14 protein-coding genes are annotated in these 17,687 nt (G+C 70.2%); 8 read left to right on the top strand and 6 right to left on the bottom strand.

The features are described 5' to 3' along the window. Nucleotides 1-25: 25 nt before the first annotated feature. Nucleotides 26-304, bottom strand: a complete 279-nt coding sequence (locus tag AB6807_RS09500) for a hypothetical protein (protein WP_371084373.1) — start codon at nucleotides 302-304, stop codon at nucleotides 26-28. Nucleotides 305-615: 311 nt separating this feature from the next. Between AB6807_RS09500 and xylF the strand changes: the two genes are divergently transcribed. From xylF to AB6807_RS09480, 4 genes are all read left to right on the top strand, one after another. Continuing rightward, entirely contained in the window at nucleotides 616-1,638 is a 1,023-nt protein-coding gene (gene xylF / locus AB6807_RS09495) for a D-xylose ABC transporter substrate-binding protein (protein WP_371084372.1), read from the top strand. Between the two features lie 134 nt (nucleotides 1,639-1,772). Continuing rightward, on the top strand, nucleotides 1,773-2,963 hold the full coding sequence (locus AB6807_RS09490) for a sugar ABC transporter permease (protein ID WP_116910258.1): 1,191 nt from the start codon (nucleotides 1,773-1,775) through the stop codon (nucleotides 2,961-2,963). A 128-nt stretch (nucleotides 2,964-3,091) separates the two neighbouring features. Continuing rightward, complete coding sequence (locus AB6807_RS09485) at nucleotides 3,092-3,925, top strand: ATP-binding cassette domain-containing protein (RefSeq protein WP_371084371.1); 834 nt, start codon at nucleotides 3,092-3,094, stop codon at nucleotides 3,923-3,925. Nucleotide 3,926: 1 nt separating this feature from the next. Further along, complete coding sequence (locus tag AB6807_RS09480; protein WP_371084370.1) at nucleotides 3,927-5,117, top strand: ROK family protein; 1,191 nt, start codon at nucleotides 3,927-3,929, stop codon at nucleotides 5,115-5,117. Here the strand turns inward: AB6807_RS09480 and AB6807_RS09475 are convergent, their stop codons facing one another. Beyond that, nucleotides 5,118-6,479 carry a helix-turn-helix domain-containing protein gene (locus AB6807_RS09475; protein WP_371084369.1) on the bottom strand — a complete coding sequence of 454 codons (1,362 nt, stop codon included), beginning with the start codon at nucleotides 6,477-6,479 and terminating at the stop codon, nucleotides 5,118-5,120. Between the two features lie 132 nt (nucleotides 6,480-6,611). Here AB6807_RS09475 and AB6807_RS09470 point away from each other — a divergent pair, with 132 nt between their 5' ends. Continuing rightward, nucleotides 6,612-8,735 (top strand): PQQ-dependent dehydrogenase, methanol/ethanol family, encoded by a 2,124-nt coding sequence (locus AB6807_RS09470; RefSeq protein WP_371084368.1) that lies wholly within the window; start codon nucleotides 6,612-6,614, stop codon nucleotides 8,733-8,735. 54 nt (nucleotides 8,736-8,789) lie between these two features. On the opposite strand, the gene AB6807_RS09465 is transcribed toward AB6807_RS09470, so the two are convergent. The 3 genes from AB6807_RS09465 to AB6807_RS09455 all read right to left on the bottom strand — a co-directional run bounded on the left by AB6807_RS09465 (nucleotide 8,790) and on the right by AB6807_RS09455 (nucleotide 13,205). Beyond that, nucleotides 8,790-11,279 (bottom strand): hypothetical protein, encoded by a 2,490-nt coding sequence (locus AB6807_RS09465; RefSeq protein WP_371084367.1) that lies wholly within the window; start codon nucleotides 11,277-11,279, stop codon nucleotides 8,790-8,792. After that, nucleotides 11,276-12,085: a hypothetical protein gene (locus AB6807_RS09460; protein WP_132748851.1), complete on the bottom strand. Its 810-nt coding sequence runs from the start codon at nucleotides 12,083-12,085 to the stop codon at nucleotides 11,276-11,278. The genes AB6807_RS09465 and AB6807_RS09460 overlap by 4 nt, the downstream gene beginning before the upstream one ends. Nucleotides 12,086-12,230: 145 nt before the next feature. Then, nucleotides 12,231-13,205 (bottom strand): tripartite tricarboxylate transporter substrate-binding protein, encoded by a 975-nt coding sequence (locus tag AB6807_RS09455; protein ID WP_116910251.1) that lies wholly within the window; start codon nucleotides 13,203-13,205, stop codon nucleotides 12,231-12,233. A gap of 323 nt (nucleotides 13,206-13,528) precedes the next feature. On the opposite strand from AB6807_RS09455, the gene AB6807_RS09450 reads away from it, so the two are divergent. After that, a complete protein-coding gene (locus tag AB6807_RS09450) occupies nucleotides 13,529-14,098 on the top strand; it encodes a type 1 glutamine amidotransferase domain-containing protein (RefSeq protein ID WP_371084366.1) in 570 nt (189 codons plus the stop codon). On the opposite strand, the gene AB6807_RS09445 is transcribed toward AB6807_RS09450, so the two are convergent. Beyond that, the gene (locus tag AB6807_RS09445; protein WP_371084365.1) at nucleotides 14,043-15,314 is read right to left on the bottom strand and encodes a citrate synthase; all 1,272 of its coding nucleotides are present in this window, start codon (nucleotides 15,312-15,314) and stop codon (nucleotides 14,043-14,045) included. The two genes, AB6807_RS09450 and AB6807_RS09445, sit on opposite strands and share 56 nt — an antisense overlap. A 79-nt stretch (nucleotides 15,315-15,393) precedes the next feature. Here AB6807_RS09445 and AB6807_RS09440 point away from each other — a divergent pair, with 79 nt between their 5' ends. Together AB6807_RS09440 and AB6807_RS09435 are read left to right on the top strand one after the other, a co-directional pair. Beyond that, nucleotides 15,394-16,518 carry a citrate synthase/methylcitrate synthase gene (locus AB6807_RS09440; RefSeq protein WP_371084364.1) on the top strand — a complete coding sequence of 375 codons (1,125 nt, stop codon included), beginning with the start codon at nucleotides 15,394-15,396 and terminating at the stop codon, nucleotides 16,516-16,518. Nucleotides 16,519-16,606: 88 nt separating this feature from the next. Then, nucleotides 16,607-17,680, top strand: coding sequence for a hypothetical protein (locus tag AB6807_RS09435; RefSeq protein WP_371084363.1), 1,074 nt, complete (start codon nucleotides 16,607-16,609; stop codon nucleotides 17,678-17,680). Nucleotides 17,681-17,687: the final 7 nt, after the last annotated feature.

Genomic DNA, 17,687 nt, shown 5'->3' with positions numbered 1-17,687 from the left:
CCCGAGGGCCTGGCGGTCGCAGCGTTCAGGAGAAGGCCGGGACCCCCCAGCCTTTTTTTCGTGCGAGCGCCGCGCGTTCGCCGGGGTAGCGCACGCGCTGCAGTTCCTCGAAGCCCTTCTGCGTCACCGCGAGCACCTGCACCACGCGCAGGCCGGGCATCTTCGCGATGTCGGCGGCCGACGGCACCAGCGCGAGCACCAGGCCCGCGGCGCGCAGCTTCAACACCGCATCGACGTCCTTCGACGAGGACATCACCAGGGGCAGCCGCGAGGCGGCAATCTGCTGGAGCATTTCGGTGGACATGGTGGCTTCCTTCTTTTGTGTTGGGGGGCAGCAGCGCGGGGCGCATGGACAGGTGCGGGCCGCAGTGTCTGCCGAGGGGGGGCGACATGAAACATACCGGCGCCACTTCGGCCTGCGCGTAGGACCTTGCGCATCCGCGCGCAGGCCGAGCGCGCGCCGCACGGCGAGCGCGCACCGCAAGCAAGCGCGCTTGCGGGAATTCCCCGATGCCCAGCGCCGCGCCGCGATGGGATAGTTAGTTCGCCCTTCAAACTAACTAATTTCTTACACCGTTGACCGTTGCGGGGCGCACCAACATTGGAGAGACATCGATGCAACTGAAACACACCCTGGCCGCCATGGCCTTCGGCCTCACCGCCGTGGGCGCGATGGCGCAGACCGTGGTCGGCGTGAGCTGGTCCAACTTTCAGGAAGAGCGCTGGAAGACCGACGAGGCCGCCATCAAGGCCCAGCTGGAGAAGCTCGGCGCCAAGTACATCAGTGCCGATGCGGGCGGCTCGCCCGAGAAGCAGCTCGGCGACATCGAGGGCCTGATGTCCAAGGGCGCCAAGGCGCTCATCGTGCTGGCGATGGACAAGGACGCCATTCTTCCCGCCGTGACCAAGGCCACGCGCCAGAAGGTGCCCGTGGTGGCGTACGACCGGCTCATCGAGGCGCCGGGCGTGTTCTACATCACCTTCGACAACGTCGAGGTCGGCCGCATGGAAGCGCGCGAGGTGCTCACGGTCAAGCCCAAGGGCAACTACGTGATCATCAAGGGCTCGCCCAGCGACCCCAACGCCGACTTCCTGCGCGCGGGCCAGCAAGAGGTGCTCGCCGACGCGGTGAAGAAGGGCGACATCAAGATCGTGGGCGACGAATACACCGAAGGCTGGAAGCCCGAGGTCGCGCAGAAGAACATGGAGCAGATCCTCACCAAGAACGGCAACAAGGTCGACGCGGTGGTGGCGGCCAACGACGGCACGGCCGGCGGCGCGGTGGCCGCGCTCACGGCCAAGGGCCTGCGCGGCATTCCGGTGTCGGGGCAGGACGCGGACTTTGCCGCGCTCAACCGCATCGCGCTGGGCACGCAGACCGCGACCATCTTCAAGGACTCGCGCGAGCTCGGCCGCGAAGCCGCCATCGCGGCCGTCGCCATGTCGCAGGGCAAGCCGGTCGACAAGGCCGCGACCTGGGCCAGCGGCCCGAAGAAGGTCTCGCTGCAATCGCGCCTGCTCACGCCCGTGCCCGTCACGCGCGACAACCTCGACGTGGTGGTCAAGGCCGGCTGGATCAAGAAGGACGAGCTCTGCAAGGGCGTGACCGGCGCGAGCGCGCCCGCGGCCTGCAAGTAACGCAACCCGGCGCGCCGCCTCGTTCAAGCAACGCAACGGCGCGCCCTCCATTCCCGCAACACGGCATCCGGCCGGCCCGCAAGGCGCCCGGCGGGTGGCCGGTTGCGCACCTGTAGTCCAGAGGGGTTAGACAAATGAGCGATCCAACACCGGGGTGGTGGCGCCGCACGGGCATCGACCTGCGGCTCATCTTGATGTGCGTGCTGCTGGTCGCCATGGCCGTGGCGTTCAGCGTGATGTCGGGCGGCGTGTTTCTCTCGCCCGAGAACCTCTACAACGTGGCCCAGCAGACGGCCGTGGTGGGCATCGTCTCGACGGTGATGGTGCTGGTGATCGTGGCGCGCCACATCGACCTGTCGGTGGGCTCGGTGATGGGCTTCGTGGGCGTGCTCATCGCGTACCTGCAGTACACCTCGGGCTGGTCGTGGCCCACGGCCTGCCTCGCGGGGCTGGCGGTGGCGCTGCTGGTGTCCATCTACCAGGGCTGGCTCACGGCGGTGCTCGGCGTGCCTTCGTTCGTGGTCACGCTGGGCGGGCTGATGTCGTTTCGCGGCGCGGCCTTCCTGGTGGCCGACGGCAAGACGCAGCCGGTGAACGACGAGTTCTTCCAGCGCCTGGGCGGCGGCTACGACGGCGGCATCGGCGTGACCGCGAGTTGGGTGATCGCGGGGCTGGTCACGCTGGTGCTGTTCGCGCGCATGTTCCAGAAGCGCGCGGCGCGCGCGCGCCACGAAATGCCCAACGAGCCGCTGTGGCTGGAGCTGCTGCTCACGGCCGTGCCGGCGGCGGTGGTGATCGCCTTCGCGGCGGTCATGAACCACTACAAGATCGATTCGAAGGACGCACCGCAGGGCATTCCGATCCCGGTGCTGATCTGGGCGGTGGTGGCCATCGTGCTGTCGTTCATCGTGCACCGCACGCGCTTCGGCCGCTATGTGTTCGCGATGGGCGGCAACCCGGACGCGGCGGCGCTGGTGGGCATTCCGGTGAAGCGCGTCACGCTGATGCTGTTCGCGTTGCTGGCGGTGCTGGTGACCATCGCGGCCATCGTGTCGATCGCGCGGCTCAACGCGGGCACCAACTCGCTGGGCACGGGCATGGAGCTGTACGTGATTGCGGCGGCCGTCATCGGCGGCACGGCGCTGGCCGGCGGCAGCGGTTCGATCTTCGGTTCGGTGCTGGGCGCGCTCATCATGCAATCGCTGGACAGCGGCATGCTGCTGCTGGACGTGCCCATCGGCAAGCGCATGGTCATCATCGGCCAGGTGCTGATCGTGGCGGTGGTGTTCGACGTGCTGTACCGGCGCAAGTTCGGGGAGAACTGAGGCATGCAGCATTGTTCTTCTGTTGGTTGCCTGGTGTTCGCGGTCGTTGATCGCGGTTCACGCGCCCCGAACGCAAGCACGACCCAAAGCCAAAGCAGCACAAAAGTCATTGCAAGAAGGAAACTGACATGACGGCAATGGACAAATCCAGCCCCTTGGTCGAACTCAAGGACATCCGCAAGTCCTTCGGTGGCGTCAAGGCTGTGGATGGGGTGAGCATCAACCTGTATCCCGGCGAAGTGGTCGCGCTGCTGGGCCACAACGGCGCGGGCAAGTCGACGCTCATGAAGATGCTCGCGGGCGCGTACCCGATCGACTCGGGCGACACCCTGATCGCGGGCGAGAAGGTCAACATCCGCACGCCCGCCGAGGCGCAGGCGCAAGGCATCGAGACCATCTACCAGACGCTGGCGCTGGCCGACAACCTCGACTCCGTGGCCAACCTGTTCCTGGGCCGCGAGAAGATGACCGCCTGGAACACGCTGGACGACCACTTCATGGAGATACAGGCGCGCAAGGTGTTCCAGCGTCTGAACAAGAACTTCACCAACATCCGCATTCCCGTGCGGCGCCTGTCGGGCGGGCAGCGGCAGGTGGTGGCCATTTCGCGGGCGCTGTACTTCAACGCGCGCATCCTCATCATGGACGAGCCCTGCGCCGCGCTAGGCCCCGAGGAAACCGCCATGGTCGGGCGCCTGGTGAAGCAGCTGAAGGACGACGGCGTCGGCATTTTCCTCATCACCCACGACATGCCCGACGTGTTCTCGCTGAGCGACCGGCTCGCCGTGATGAAGAACGGCAAGCTCGTGGGCACCTACCGCACCGCCGACGTGACCGAGGACGAAGTGCTCGGCATGATCATCGCGGGCAAGCGGCCCGAAGGCAGGGAACAAGCACCCCATGCAGCGACCGCTGCCCCCGCTTCAGCTGCCTCCGCCGCCGCAAGGACCACGGCGGCCTGACGTGACCACCATCGGCGACCAGCAGCTGCTGAAGCGTATGAACCGCAGCGTGCTGCTGCGGCTGCTGCGCGCGCAGCCCGGCCTGTCGCGCGCGCGGCTGGCCACCGAAAGCGGCCTCACCAAGTCGACCGTGAGCCTGCTGGCACGCGAGCTCATCGACGAAGGCTGGCTCAGCGAAGCCGACACCGCCGTGGCCGACGGCCTGGGGCGGCCTTCGACGCCGCTGCAGATCAACGTGGGCGTGCGCGCGCTGATGGGCGTGGAGATCGCGGTGGAAACCGTGCGCCTGGTGTGCGTGTCGCTGCAGGGCGAAGTGCTGTACTCGAACACCCACGCGCTGACCGACAGCGCGCCGGCCGGCGTGTGCGCGCAGGTGGCGCGCATGGCGGCCATCGGCCACGCGATGCTGCAGCGGCTCGGGCTGCAGCTGTCGAGCATCGGCGTGTGCGTGCCCGGCGCGGTGGACGACTGCACCGGCGTGGTCCGCTTCGCGCCCAACCTCGGCTGGCGCAACGTGAGCCTGCTGCCCGCGCTGGAAAAAGCCTTCGGCGCCGTCGGGCTGCCGGGCGTGACGGTGCAGCTGCAGAACGATGCGGATGCGGCGGCGCTGGGCGAGTACGAGTTCGCTGCCGGAGCGCGTCGCGCGGGCCAGCCGGACATGCAGGGGCAGGACGGCGAAGACCCGCTCATCTTCGTCAACTGCGACGTCGGCGTGGGCGCGGGCGTGGTGCTGAACGACCGGCTCTTCACCGGCGCGCAGGGCATGGCCGGCGAAATCGGCCACACCATCCTCGAGCTCGACGGGCCGCGGTGCTCGTGCGGGCGGCGCGGCTGCGCCGAGGCCTTCTTCGGCTCGCGCGTGCTGGAGCGCCAGGGCGCCGACCTGCAGCGCGCCGCCGCGTTCTTCGGCGTGCTGCTGCAGAACCTGTGGGTCACCTTCAATCCGCGCGCGATCGTGCTCGGCGGCAAGGCATGCGCGGACCATCCGGGCTTTGCGCAGGCGGCCTTCGAAAGCGTGAAGCGGCACGCCGACGGTGCCGGCATGCCGCCGCCGGACCTGCGCACCGCACGCTACGGGGCATTGGCGCCCGCGGTGGGCGCTGCGGCGCTGGCGCTGCACGAATACCTGCGGCCGCTGCAGCCCGATGCCAAGGCGCGCCGGGCGCGTGCGCTGGCGCGCGCGGTGGCCTGATCAGCTGCAGGGTGACGAAGAGGGCGACGAAGAGGGCAACAAAGACGGCGGCGCGGCGCCTTGCTCGGCGTCTTCCACAGCCCCTTCCCGCCAGCCACGCATGCGGCGGTACAGCGTACCGCGCGACACGTTGAGCTGCCGTGCCGCCTGCGACACATTGCCGCCGTGCGCGGCGAGCGTGTCCTCGATCAGCTTGCGGCTGTGCTCGCGCAGCGTTTCCGCATGCGGCGCGGGTTCGTCGTTGTCGGTGACGCGCGCGATGGATTCGGCATCGAGGGCCATCGCCTGCGCGCCATGTGCAGCATGCGACCCATTCGGACCATGCGCACCGTGTACGCCATGCGAGATGCCGCTCGGTGCCTCCCCCGGCATCGCCACCCCGTGGCGAAAGTCCGCGCCATCCGGCCCCTTCAGGTGCGCCTGCACCCACACGCCCAGCCCGCTCGCCAGCCGCAGCGGTTGCGCGGCCTCGCGCCGTCCCAGCCGCAGCAGGCTCGCCATGTCGTGCCCGAGCAGGCACTCGACGTCGCGCTCGTCCGCCGCCTCGGGCAGCCGCCCCAGCAACCGCGCGCCGGCGTTGTTGAGCCAGGCGATGGTGCCGTCGGGCGCAATGCCGGCCAGCGCTTCCAGCGGCGTGCCCAGCAACGTGGGGCTGGCCTGGAAGCGCAGGATCAGGTGGTCGCGCGACTGCGCCTGCAGCAGCCGGTTCTCGATGGTGGTGGCATACAGCGCCACCATCGACGCCGCGTCGAAGCCGAAGCGCCGCGCCTCGGCCGTGAGGTCGAGCACGCCGGCCAGCTCGCCGCTCACGTCGCGGATGGGCGCGGCCGCGCACTGCATGTGGCGCAGCACGTCGAAGTAGTGCTCCGCGCCATCGACCGTGCAGGCCTGCCCGGTGCTGGCCACGATGCCCGGCGCCGTGGTGCCGACGATGCGCTCCGAAATGTTCACGCCCACGCGCGCCGTCTTGCACAGCACAGGCTGGTGCGCGGCGGGCGGCTGGTCGGTGACGTGCACCACCACGCCTTCGCGGTCGGTGAGGATCACGCGGCAGTCGGTGCCCGCGAGCATGTTCTCCATCTGCGCGAGCTCCTTGCGCGCCACCTCGAGCAGCTCGCGGTTGCGCGCCAGCGTGGCGTGCAGCCGGCTCGGCGTGACGGGGTCGAAGGGCACCAGCCGCTGGCGGTCGGCATGCGTGCGGGTGCAGCGCAGCCACGACTGGATCACCGCCTCGCCGACCAGGCCCGAGGGGCGCACGCCTTCTTCGAAAAACTGCTGCCGCGCAAGCGCCACGCGCTGCGCGGGCGTGCTGGCGAAGAGCTGGCGCGGCGCATCCGCGGTGCCGATTCTGTCGAGTGCCATGGGGTCGTCGTCTCCCGGTTCGGGGCCAGCGCTGAATGTGTTCCGCAATGGAACATCGCCGGACTGGGGAAATCCCGGGGGTGAAGGCGAAGCCCCGGCGGACCATCCTTGCGGCACACAAGGAGACCTGCGATGACAACAACACACTCCGGGCTGCGGATGCTCGCCGGCGCATTGCTGTGCCTGGGCGGCACGGCCCTGGTCACCATGCCAGCCACGGCGCAGACTGCGCAGGAGCGCGCCGCGAGCGCCACGAAGCGCGTCGACGGCGGCTTCATCCGCGCCAACGCGGCGCAGAAAACCCCCGACTGGCCCAGCGTGGGGCTCGACTACTCGGAGTCGCGCTTCAGCAAGCTCGACCAGGTGAACGCGGGCAACGTGAAGGACCTGGGGCTGGTCTGGTCGTACAACCTGGAGTCCACGCGCGGCGTGGAGGCCACGCCGCTGGTGGTGGACGGCATCATGTACGTCACCGCCTCGTGGAGCGTGGTGCACGCCATCGACACGCGCACCGGGCAGAAGCTGTGGACCTTCGATCCGCAGGTCGATAAATCGAAAGGCTACAGGGGCTGCTGCGACGTGGTGAACCGCGGCGTGGCAATTTACGAAGGCAAGGTCTACGTGGCGGCGTACGACGGCCGCCTCATCGCGCTCGACGCGGCCACCGGCCAGACCGTGTGGGAGAAGAACACGCTCGAAGGGCAGAAGGGCAGCTACACCATCACCGGCGCGCCACGCGTGTTCAAGGGCAAGGTCATCATCGGCAACGGTGGTGCCGAGTACGGCGTGCGCGGCTTCGTGACCGCCTACGACGCGAAGACCGGCGACCAGAAGTGGCGCTGGTTCGTGGTGCCGGGCGACCCGGCCAAGCCCTTCGAGGACGCCTCGATGGCGCGCGCCGCCAAGACCTGGGACCCGTCGGGCAAGTACTGGGAGGCCGGCGGCGGCGGCACCGCGTGGGACAGCTTCGCCTTCGACCCCGAGCTCAACCTGATGTACGTGGGCACCGGCAACGGCTCGCCGTGGTCGCACAAGGCGCGCAGCCCCGGCGGCGGCGACAACCTCTACCTGGGCTCGGTGGTGGCGCTGGACCCCGACACCGGCAAGTACAAGTGGCACTACCAGGAGACGCCCGGCGACAACTGGGACTACACCTCCACGCAGTCGATGATCCTGGCCAACGTGAAGCTCGACGGCAAGCCGCGCAAGGTGCTGCTGCACGCGCCGAAGAACGGCTTCTTCTTCGTCATCGACCGCACCAACGGCAAGTTCATCTCGGCGAAGAACTTCACCGAGGTGAACTGGGCCACGGGTTACGACAAGAACGGCCGGCCCAACGTGGTGGCCTCGGCGCGCGACGGCACCAAGCCCAACGACGCCATTCCGGGCCCGTTCGGCGCGCACAACTGGCACCCGATGTCGTTCAACCCGCAGACCGGCCTGGCCTACCTGCCGTCGCAGCACGTGCCGATCAACCTGATGGACGACAAGGACTGGAAGTTCAACGAAGACGTGCCCGGCCGCCCGCACGCCGGGCTGGGCTGGAACCTGGGCAAGTTCGCCAACGTGGAGCCGCCCAAGAGCAAGCCCTCGGGCCGGCTGGTGGCGTGGGACCCGGTGACGCAGAAGGAAGCCTGGGGCGTGGACTACGTGTCGCCCTGGAACGGCGGCACGCTCACCACCGCCGGCAACCTGGTGTTCCAGGGCACCGCCGACGGCCGGCTGCTGGCCTACAACGCCAAGACGGGCGACAAGCTCTGGGAGTCGCCCACCGGCACCGGCGTGGTGGCGGCGCCCTCGACCTACATGGTGGACGGCAAGCAGTACGTGTCGGTGGCCGTGGGCTGGGGCGGCGTGTACGGCCTGGCGCAGCGCGCCACCGAGAAGCAGGGCCCGGGCACGGTCTACACCTTCGCCGTGGGCGGCACCGCCAAGATGCCGGAGTTCGTGCAGTACCGCATGGACAAGCTGGTGCAGGGCGTGAAGTACGACCCCGCCAAGGTGCAGGCCGGCACCATGCTGTACGTGAGCAACTGCGTGTTCTGCCACGGCGTGCCGGGCGTGGACCGCGGCGGCAACATTCCCAACCTGGGCTACCTGGACGCGGCCTACATCGAGAACCTGGACAAGTTCATCCTGAAGGGCCCGGCCATGGCGCGCGGCATGCCCGACTTCACGGGCAAGCTGTCGGGCGACGACATCGAGAGCATCAAGGCGTTCATCCAGGGCACGGCGGACGCGATCAGGCCGAAGTAGCCTGCTGGCGGCGCACGGTCATGGCGCGCTCGCGGCGACGTCCTTGCCGTGGCTTTATCGCCCGCCGTACCAGTACTGCGTGCTGGCCGCCCAGGTCGACTTCGGGTAGTTCGCGTGCAGGGCCTGCAGGCCCTTGCGCGACCAGTCGCCCACCGCCTTGTCCTGGCAGGTGTAGCGCGCCATCTTCACGGCCACCGACAGCGCCTGCGGCACCAGCGGGTCGGCGCGGTCGCGCTGCATCAGCGCCAGGCTTTCCTGCGTGAAGTACACCGAGTCCTGCGGCACCGTGCGCAGCCTGGCGACCAGCGCCGCCTGCTGCGCGCGTTCTTGCTGCGGCAGGAACGCGGGCATGTCGAAGTCGGCCTGCCCCGCGGCTTGCGACCCCGTGGTCGGCACGCCGAGCGTGTTGCACCACTTGCCGTAGCTGCCGATGGTCGCGCCGCGGTCGTAGGTGCGCACCAGCCCGGGCTTGAGCGGCGTGGGCCGGATGTCCCAGCCGGCGTCGGGCCAGTGCGGCGGCTGCAGCGTCTCGGTGGTGCTGGCCATGCGCTCCAGCAGTAGGCGGTGCCAGGCCGCCTTGTCCGTCGTCGCCAACGCCAGCGAGCGGCGCATGCCGGCGATGGGGTCGGGGCCCGGACCTGAACGCCCGGCCGCCGCCAGCGCCGTGGGCGCCTGCGCGGGAGGCTTCTGCGCGGACGCGATGCGCTGCTCGGCCGCGCGGCGGGCCGCGGCGTAGTCCTCGGCCAGCACGGCGCGCGTCCATGCGGTTTCCAGCAGCGTGTCGCGCAGCGGGGGCGCCAGCGCCGGGTCGGCGGCCAGGCGCAGCCACATGGCCAGCGGCGCGCGCGTGTTCAAGAAGCGCGCCACGTCGTCGTCGAAGGCACTGGCCAGCGGCACCGCGCTCGGCCTGGCCTCTTGCGACTCGGGGTCGCTGCGCGCCACCACCGGGCGGATCGCCAGCCGGCGCCATTCTTCTTCCGACGCGGCCGTGGGCAGCAGCAGCGCCTTCACGAGGTTTTGGCCCGAGAGGCTGTGGGCGATCAGCGGTGAATCCATCGACGGCGCGACGAGCTCGCGCGCCGCCTTGAAGCGGCCCTGCGCGAACAGGCGCTGCGCCCGCAGTTGCGTGGCGGCGAAGCGCGCGGGGTGGTCCGCGGGCACGGCCGCCAGCGCGGCCTGCAGCTGCGCCTCGCGCGGGTCGTCGGCCGCGGCGCTCACCGGCACCAGGCTCGCCGCGGCCATCAGCCAGGCGAGTTCGTGGGTGCGCTGGTAGCTGCTCCAGCTGACGGTTTCGCGCCACGTCGCTTGCGAGCCGAGCCCGCCCGACGGCCCGTCGAAGCCGCGCACCGTGCTGAGCCACTGCACCAGGTCCGACTTCTGTTCCGGCCCCACGTACGCGCAACCGGCGATGGCGCAGGTGCGGAACTCGTGGTTCAGCAGCAGCAGCCTGGCCGCGGCTTCCTCGGGTGTGCCCGGCGTCTTCAGGCTGTCGGCCAGGCGCTGCAGCCGCGTGCCCGGCGTGAGGTAGCGAATGCGCAGCGCCTCGGCCAGCCGGTGCACCGACGCGTGCAGCGGCTGCACGCGCGGGTTCTTCAACAGCGGCAGCGCGATGGCGTCCACCGCCTTGGTGAGCGCGGCCTGCTGGCGGAGCGCCTCGGGGCTTTCCTTGCCGGGGCCGTCGCCCTCCGAGAACGAGGGCTCGCTGCCGGGGTTCTGGCGGGCCAGCACGCGCAGGCGCATGTACGCCGCGAGGTCGCGCCAGGGGCTGGCCTTGCTGGCTGCGCTGTCTGCAATTTCGGTGAAGGCGGTGTCCGCGCCGGCCAGGTCATCGGCGTAGAAGCGCTGCGCGGCCAGCTGGTAGGCGTGGTCGTCCTTCAGCCACGCGGGCGCGCGGGCGGGCAGCTCGGGCGCCGGGGTGGCGGCGGCCTTCTCGTTGCAGGTGTCGAACACGCTGTCCTGCATCTGCAGCCAGTGCAGCACGAAGGGCGCGGCGGCCTTGTCGCCGGCGGCCAGCGCCAGGCGCTGGGCGAGCGTCTTCGTCGCGTTGCGGAAGGCGTCGCCGTAGAAGCAGTTGGGGCTGGCTTGCAGGCTGTCGGCGTTCCACTGCGGGGCTTGCTGCGACGGCGGCGTGGCAGGCTTTGCCGTCTCCGCCAATGGACGGCCCAGCTTCGCGTAGGCGCTGCCGCGGGCCTCGCGCCATGCGGTCCAGGCGGTGTCGGTGTCGTCCATGCCGTTGTCCTCGCGCGGCAGCTTTTCCAGCAGGTCGGAAAAGACGCGCATCGCCTCCGGCGAAAGCGCCTGGCCGTGCAGGCGCCAGTACCAGAGCACCTGGTAGGGCACGAGGTAGTCGGTGTAGTAGCCGGCGGGCCGTTCGACGAACTCGCGCACCGGCTGGTCGGGCCGGGCGGTGGCGAAGAACAGGTCGACGGGGTCGCCGCCGCCGCTGGCGTGCGCGGTGGCGGCCATCAGCGATGCGGCCAGTGAGGCCGCCAGCGCGAGCCACCTGAAGCCGGCGCGCGTCGCACGCGGAATGGAGTGAATCATTGTTTTGCGTCCCTGGATTTGTTGGTGTCGGTGGTGTTGTTCGGGTCGTCCGTGTTTTCGGTACGGAGCTTCTGCAAGTCTTCGTTCTTCCACGCGCCCGTGTGGAACACGTAGCGCCGCTTCACGTTCTTCAACGCGGGCCAGGGCTCGCCGAGCAGCAGCCCGGCAGCATCGCGACAGGCCGCCACCGGCGCCTCGCCCGTGGCGGCCAGCCGCTGGCGAATGCGCGCAGATTCGGCCCCCATGCGGAAGTACATCGGCACCACCTCGTCGAGCAGGCCGGCCGGCAACCAAGGGTCGCCCACGCACCACGAGGCCAGCGCCGTGGCCGAGAGCCGCACGCGCGCGCGCATCGGCTGCAGGCGCTGCAGCAGCGCGACGTAGGCCTCGCGCTGGCTGCGGCGCGCCTCGAAGTCCAGCTGCACCCACCCCGAGCGGCTGTGCGCCGCCGCATGGTCCAGCGCGGCGCCGATCGCCTGCTGCTGCGCCTCGTCGACGGGCGAGGGTGCGAGGTTGTCGAGCGAGACGTGCACCACCGGAATCAAGGTGACGCCCGGGGCAATGCGCAGCGGCCACTGGCGCCAGGCCGTGCGGCTCTGCGTGCCGCTCAGGCGCACCGTGGCGTGCAGGTAGGCGATGCCCGTGCCCGCGGGCGGCGAGGTGAAGAGCTGGGGGCGGTCCCACACCCAAAGCAGTGTTCGAGCGGGTTGCGAGGCCTGCGGCGGCAGCGCTTGCTGCGCTTGCTCCGCCATGGCCGCAGCTCCGGCCAGCAAGGCCAGCACAGGCAGGGTGCCGCGAAGACGCATGAAAGAGGGGAGGGTGGCGTGCAGGAAAGCCCGGCGAGCATAAACAAAATCGCCGGCAAAAATGCCAGCAAAAAAGCCGCCTGGCCCCGGGGGGCGCAAGCGGCTTCGCGCGGCCTCGCGGCCGTGGATGCGGAAGGCGGCTGCGTCAGTCGGCGTACACGCCCGCGGCCTTGATGATCGGGCCCCACTTGGCGATCTCGGCGGAGACGAACTTCTTGTGTTCCGCCGGCTGGGTGCGGCTGTCGGTGGTAATCACGGCGCCCAGCGCCTCTTCACGCTTGATGAAGCCCGGGTCCTTCATGGCCGCGGTGATGGCGTCGTTGAGCTTCTTCAGCACCGGCGCGGGCGTGCCCTTGGGCGCGTACACGCCGTGCCAGATCGAGACCTCGAAGCCCTTCACGCCCGACTCGTCCAGCGTGGGCAGGTCTTTCAGCGCGGGCGTGGTCAGGCGCTTGGCGGTGGTGACGGCATAGGCCTTCACCTTCTTGGCCTCGATCTGCGAGGTGGTGTTGGTGGTCTGGTCGCACAGCAGGTCGATCTGGCCGCCCAGCAGGTCGGCGATGGCCGGGGCCGTGCCCTTGTAGGGAACGGGCGTCATCTCGACCTTCAGCGCGCTCTGGAACAGCAGGCCGCACAGGTGCGACGCGGCGCCCAGGCCGGCGTTGCCCAGGTTGATCTTGCCCTTGTTGGCCGCGATCCAGGCGGTCAGTTCCTTGTAGTTGTTGGCCGGCAGCGTGGGCTTGCCGATGAGCGTCATCGGCACTTCGTTGACCATGCCCAGGTACTCGAAGTCGGTTTCCACGTTGAAGGGCAGCTTGCGGTACAGCGCCGGCATGGTGGACATGCCGATGTGGTTCAGCAGCAGCGTGTAGCCGTCGGGGTTGGCGCGCGCCACCTTGGCCGTGCCGATGGAACTGCCCGCGCCCGCGGTGTTGTCCACCACGATGGTCGTGCCCAGCGTCTTCTGCATGGCTTCGGCCAGGTCGCGCGCCACGCGGTCGGTCGGGCCGCCGGCCGCGAAAGGCACCACCAGCGTGACGGTCTTGCCCGCCGGAAAGTCCTGGGCGTGGGCACCGACGGCTGCGGCGGCAATCGCCGCGAGGGCGAACAGTTTCTTCATGTCGTCTCCGAGAGGGGGTAAAAATGGCCGCGATCTTAAGGGCTGACTGGAGCCTGACCTATACCCAATAGCCCTTAGGCGAGCGGCGGGATTCGCGCGGCGGCCCGGGCCCGCGCGGGGCGCGAAAGAACCGCTGACCGAGCGGTTTTTCGCTCGGGCCGTGGCACTTCTTGCGCACCCTTCTGCCCGTCGTTCAGCCCGTCGGCCTGCCCGTCGACTTGTCCGACAAACGGACCCGACGCAGGACGATGCGGCCGGGTTGCGCAGCCCTTAGGGTGGATCTTCATTGCCTGTTTTTCTGCAACCCCATGGAGATCCCACACATGCCCACCACCTCCTCTTGCCTTGACGGAATGAAGGTCGCCATCCTCGTGGCCGACGGCTTCGAGCAGGTCGAGCTGACCGAGCCGCGCAAGGCGCTGGACGGCGCCGGCGCGCACACGCAGATCGTCTCGCCGGCCGACGGCCGCGTGCGCGGCTGGAAGCACCACGACCCGGCCGACAGCTTCGAGGTCGACGTGCCGCTGAAGGGCGCCAACCCCGACGACTTCGATGCACTGCTGCTGCCCGGCGGCGTGGTCAACCCCGACACGCTGCGCATCGACGAGAAGGCCGTCGCCTTCGTGCGTGCCTTCGTGGAAGCGGGCAAGCCCATTGCCGCGATTTGCCACGGGCCGTGGACGCTCATCGACGCGGGCGGCGTCAAGGGCCGCAAGCTGACCTCGTGGCCCTCGCTGCGCGCCGACCTGCAGAACGCGGGCGCGCAGTGGAGCGACACCGACGTGGTGGTCGATCACACGCTGGTGACCAGCCGCAAGCCCGACGACCTGCCGGCCTTCAACCGCGAGATGACGAAGCTCTTCGAAGTGGCGCACGAGGCGGAGCTGCACTGACCGCAGGAGCCGCAGGGCCCGGTGCCGCCGGTCCCGTGTAGCGGGCGCGCGGCCGTATCAGCTGGCCCGTCGCTTGCTGTTCCAGCACATGGGCGGTCCAGCCGACCGTGCGCGCGAGCGCGAACAGCGTGAGCGGCGCGCCGGCCGGCAGCTTGTGCACGGCCGCGAGGGCAGCCAGCGCGAAGTCGATGTTCACGGCCTCGCCCAGCAGCCGTTCGCCGACATCGCGCAACTCGGCGAACGACGCGGGCAGTTCGACGTTCGCCAGCAGCGCGTTGCAGCGCGCGTCGCCGTTGGCGTACAGCGGATGCCCGAAGGCAGCGAGCGGCCGGTCGTGCGCCAGCCATTCGCGCACGGCCGCATCGGTGCCGATGGCCGTGGCGTTGCGCATCAGGGCCTGCACTGCGGCGGCGGCACCGCCATGCAACGGGCCCGTCAACGTCGAAAGACCCGTGAGCAGGCACGCCGCCACCGAGGCGCCCGTCGATGCCGTCACGCGCGCAGCGAAGGTCGATGCGTTGAGCTCGTGGTCGGCCAGCAGCACCAGCGCGCGGCGCAGGTCGTCGGCGGCGCGCGGGCGGCGCCATGCCGACGCGATGCGCAGGTGCATCGGCATCGGCAGCGACGAGGTGCGCGAAGGCGCGGGGCCGAGCAGCGCATCGGCCAGCGTGCCGATCACCTCCGCGGCTTCCGCCTGCAGCACGGCGCGCGAGCGGCCGCGCGTGGGCAGGTCGGTGGCCGCGCGCGATGCCAGCGCGACCAGCCCGGCCTGCAGCGGCAGCGTGTTTTTCGGTGCCGACGCAGTTGCCGGTGCCAGTGCCTTGGTGTGCGCGCGCGAAACGAAGCCCGGCGCCGCGCTGTCCCACAGCACCCCCGCGGCTTCTTCCAGCGTGGCGTGCGCGGCCAGTTCGCACGCGTCCTGCCCGCGGTACAGCAACCGGCCCTCGGCCACCGTCGACACGCCCGAGGCCAGCACCGGCTCGCCCCACTGGATGGCTTCGCTCGCCACCGTCTCGCTGCTGCGCCGGCCCCGCGTGCGCGCCGCGACGCGCTGCACGTCGTCGCGGTGGTAGAGGCTGCGGCGCGGGTCGGCGGCGTCGGGCTTGGCGCGGATGCGTCCGCGGCTCACGCTGGCATAGAGCGTTTGCGGGCGCACCTGCATCAGTGCGAGGGCGTCGGCGGCGGGCAGCCACAGCGGTGCGTGGGTCGATGTCATGTTGACAGAATAGATCAAGATTGACGTCAATGTCCGTGTGGCCAGAATCGGGTTCATCGTGAACACAGGAGCAAAAACGATGAACGACGACGATGGCAGCCTCGAAGGCGTGGTGGCTGCGCGCACGGTGCTGTCCGAGGTGGACGGCGAGGCCGGGCGGCTGGTGATTCGCGGGCACGAGCTCGACGAGATCGCGCAGCGCTGGCGCTACGAAGACGTGGTGGCGCTGCTGTTCGAGGGCTTCTTCGACACACTGCCTCCGCAAGACAGCCTGCGCGCCGCCATCGGTCGCGCGCGCCGCGAAGCCTTCGAGCGGCTGCAGCCCAGCGACGACGCGGTGCTGCGCCGCATGCCGCCCATCGAGGCGGTGCGCGCGCTGATGGCGCGCCTGCCCGACGGCGACGACCTGCCCACCGCCCTGCGCCTGCTGGCCGCGCCCGCGGTCTACACCGCCGCGGTCATGCGCTGGCGGCTGGGCGTGCAGGCGCTGGCGCCCGACGAGTCGCTGCCGCACGCGGCCGACATGCTGCGCATGCTGCACGGCCGCGCGCCCACGCCGGTGCAGGCCGCGGCGCTCGACACCTACCTCGTCACCGTGTGCGACCACGGCCTGAACGCCTCGACCTTCGCCGCGCGCGTGGTGGCCTCGACCGGCGCGGGGCTCGCCTCGGCCGTGCTGGCCGGCATCAGCGCGCTCAAGGGCCCGCTGCACGGCGGCGCGCCGGGCCCGGTGCTCGATGCGCTCGACGCCATCGGCACCGCCGCCAACGCGCGCGCCTGGCTCGAGGAGGCGGTCGCCAGCGGCCAGCGGCTGATGGGCTTCGGCCACCGCATCTACCGCGTGCGCGATCCGCGCGCCGATGCGTTGAAGGGCGCGCTGCGCAAGCTCGGGGCCGAGGGCAGCGTGAACGCGGCGCGCTTCGAGCTCGCCGAGGCCGCAGAGCAGGCCGCGCTCGCCATCCTGCGCGAGAAGAAGCCCGGCCGCGCGCTGGAGACCAACGTGGAGTTCTACACCGCGCTGCTGCTGGAGGCGCTGGGCTTCGGCCGCGAAAGCTTCACCTGCGTGTTCGCCGCGGGCCGCGTCGGCGGCTGGCTGGCGCATGCGCGCGAGCAGGTGAAGAAGGGGCGGCTGATTCGCCCGCAGTCGGTGTACGTCGGCCCCGCGCCCCGAAAGACGGAGGGCGAAGCCGCACTCGCGCACTGAACCTACACGGCGCGCGCGCCGTCATCCGATACCCTCGCTGGGTTCGCGTGCCCCTGCGGCACGCCTGATTCAAAGCGAAAGTATTCCTATGTCGGCGACCCCTTCCTACGTGCGCGCACTGCGCCTGCCCCGCGACTTCGCGCTCATCGCGGTGGGGCTGGACGCGGCGGTGTTCGTCATCAACATGGCCTTGCTGCTGGTGCCGTCCAGGCCGGAGTCCGAGCAGCTGCGCAACGCCTACGCCACCCCCGACGTGTGGGTGACGCTGCTCATCGGCATGGTCATGTCGTGGACGCTGGTTTCCACGCTGGCGTGGAGCCACGGGCGCAGCGCGCTCGAACGCATGGGCATGGCCCGCGTGGCGCTGGCGCACGACGCGCGGCTGCGCTTCGGCGGCGTGTGGGTGCTGGCGATGGTGCTGAACTACTACGCGCTGACGCCGCTGTTCTACGAGCTGCAGGTGATGTTCATGCCGGGCGGCCGCTTCGAGGATGCTTTCGCGTACTCGCCGCGCGTGTACATGGGCGTGGCGATGCTGCTGCAGTCGCTGGTGCAGCTGGTGGTGCTCGTGCTGGGCGTGTGGCTGGCGGCGTGGATCGCGCTGGCGAAGAGCCGCGTGGCGAACGCGAGCGTGCCGCGCATGGAGGCGCTCGATGCCGGGGATGCTGTCGCCGTCGATGCGCCCGAGGCCCTCGGCGTGCCACCGCGCCGCGCGGTCGCGCTGGTGGTCGCCGCCATGTTCTCCGCGCTGCAGCTCTGGGGCAGCCTGGCCGCGGCGCGCTGGGCCTTTCCGGCACCGGGCTTGAGCGTGGTGGTGCTGCTGCTGACCTGGGGCCTGCCGCTGGTGGTGGGCTTCGCGCTGGCCTGGTGGGGTGCGTGGCTGGGCACCCGGCCCAGCGCCTTGCCTGCAACATTGCCCGCGTTGCCCGCGGTGCGCCCGTTCAGGGCCGTGGCCGCGGGCGTGCTGTCGTTCGCGCTGGTGCAGGTGGGCTGCATCGTCATCGCGCTGGCGTGGCTGTTCCTGGCGGCGAAGGCGTCGTTCAGCTTCTACAGCGGCGGCGGCATCGTCGGCTTCGTGCTGGCGCTGGTGCTGGTCTACATGGCGCTGGTGATGACGCTGGCGCGCTCCGTCACGCGCCGGCTGTACAAGAACAGCCTGTAGCCGCTGC

Source organism: Variovorax sp. RCC_210 (genome assembly GCF_041355175.1).
Lineage (GTDB): Bacteria > Pseudomonadota > Gammaproteobacteria > Burkholderiales > Burkholderiaceae_C > Variovorax.
This window is presented reverse-complemented; position numbering and strand designations above follow the sequence as displayed.

What these genes read in the sequence shown, in the direction of transcription:
- AB6807_RS09500 (WP_371084373.1), bottom strand. Translation starts at nt 304, where the DNA reads ATGTCCACCGAAATGCTCCAGCAGATTGCCGCCTCGCGGCTGCCCCTG.
- xylF (WP_371084372.1), top strand. Translation starts at nt 616, where the DNA reads ATGCAACTGAAACACACCCTGGCCGCCATGGCCTTCGGCCTCACCGCC.
- AB6807_RS09490 (WP_116910258.1), top strand. Translation starts at nt 1,773, where the DNA reads ATGAGCGATCCAACACCGGGGTGGTGGCGCCGCACGGGCATCGACCTG.
- AB6807_RS09485 (WP_371084371.1), top strand. Translation starts at nt 3,092, where the DNA reads ATGACGGCAATGGACAAATCCAGCCCCTTGGTCGAACTCAAGGACATC.
- AB6807_RS09475 (WP_371084369.1), bottom strand. Translation starts at nt 6,479, where the DNA reads ATGGCACTCGACAGAATCGGCACCGCGGATGCGCCGCGCCAGCTCTTC.
- AB6807_RS09470 (WP_371084368.1), top strand. Translation starts at nt 6,612, where the DNA reads ATGACAACAACACACTCCGGGCTGCGGATGCTCGCCGGCGCATTGCTG.
- AB6807_RS09465 (WP_371084367.1), bottom strand. Translation starts at nt 11,279, where the DNA reads ATGATTCACTCCATTCCGCGTGCGACGCGCGCCGGCTTCAGGTGGCTC.
- AB6807_RS09460 (WP_132748851.1), bottom strand. Translation starts at nt 12,085, where the DNA reads ATGCGTCTTCGCGGCACCCTGCCTGTGCTGGCCTTGCTGGCCGGAGCT.
- AB6807_RS09455 (WP_116910251.1), bottom strand. Translation starts at nt 13,205, where the DNA reads ATGAAGAAACTGTTCGCCCTCGCGGCGATTGCCGCCGCAGCCGTCGGT.
- AB6807_RS09450 (WP_371084366.1), top strand. Translation starts at nt 13,529, where the DNA reads ATGCCCACCACCTCCTCTTGCCTTGACGGAATGAAGGTCGCCATCCTC.
- AB6807_RS09445 (WP_371084365.1), bottom strand. Translation starts at nt 15,314, where the DNA reads ATGACATCGACCCACGCACCGCTGTGGCTGCCCGCCGCCGACGCCCTC.
- AB6807_RS09440 (WP_371084364.1), top strand. Translation starts at nt 15,394, where the DNA reads ATGAACGACGACGATGGCAGCCTCGAAGGCGTGGTGGCTGCGCGCACG.
- AB6807_RS09435 (WP_371084363.1), top strand. Translation starts at nt 16,607, where the DNA reads ATGTCGGCGACCCCTTCCTACGTGCGCGCACTGCGCCTGCCCCGCGAC.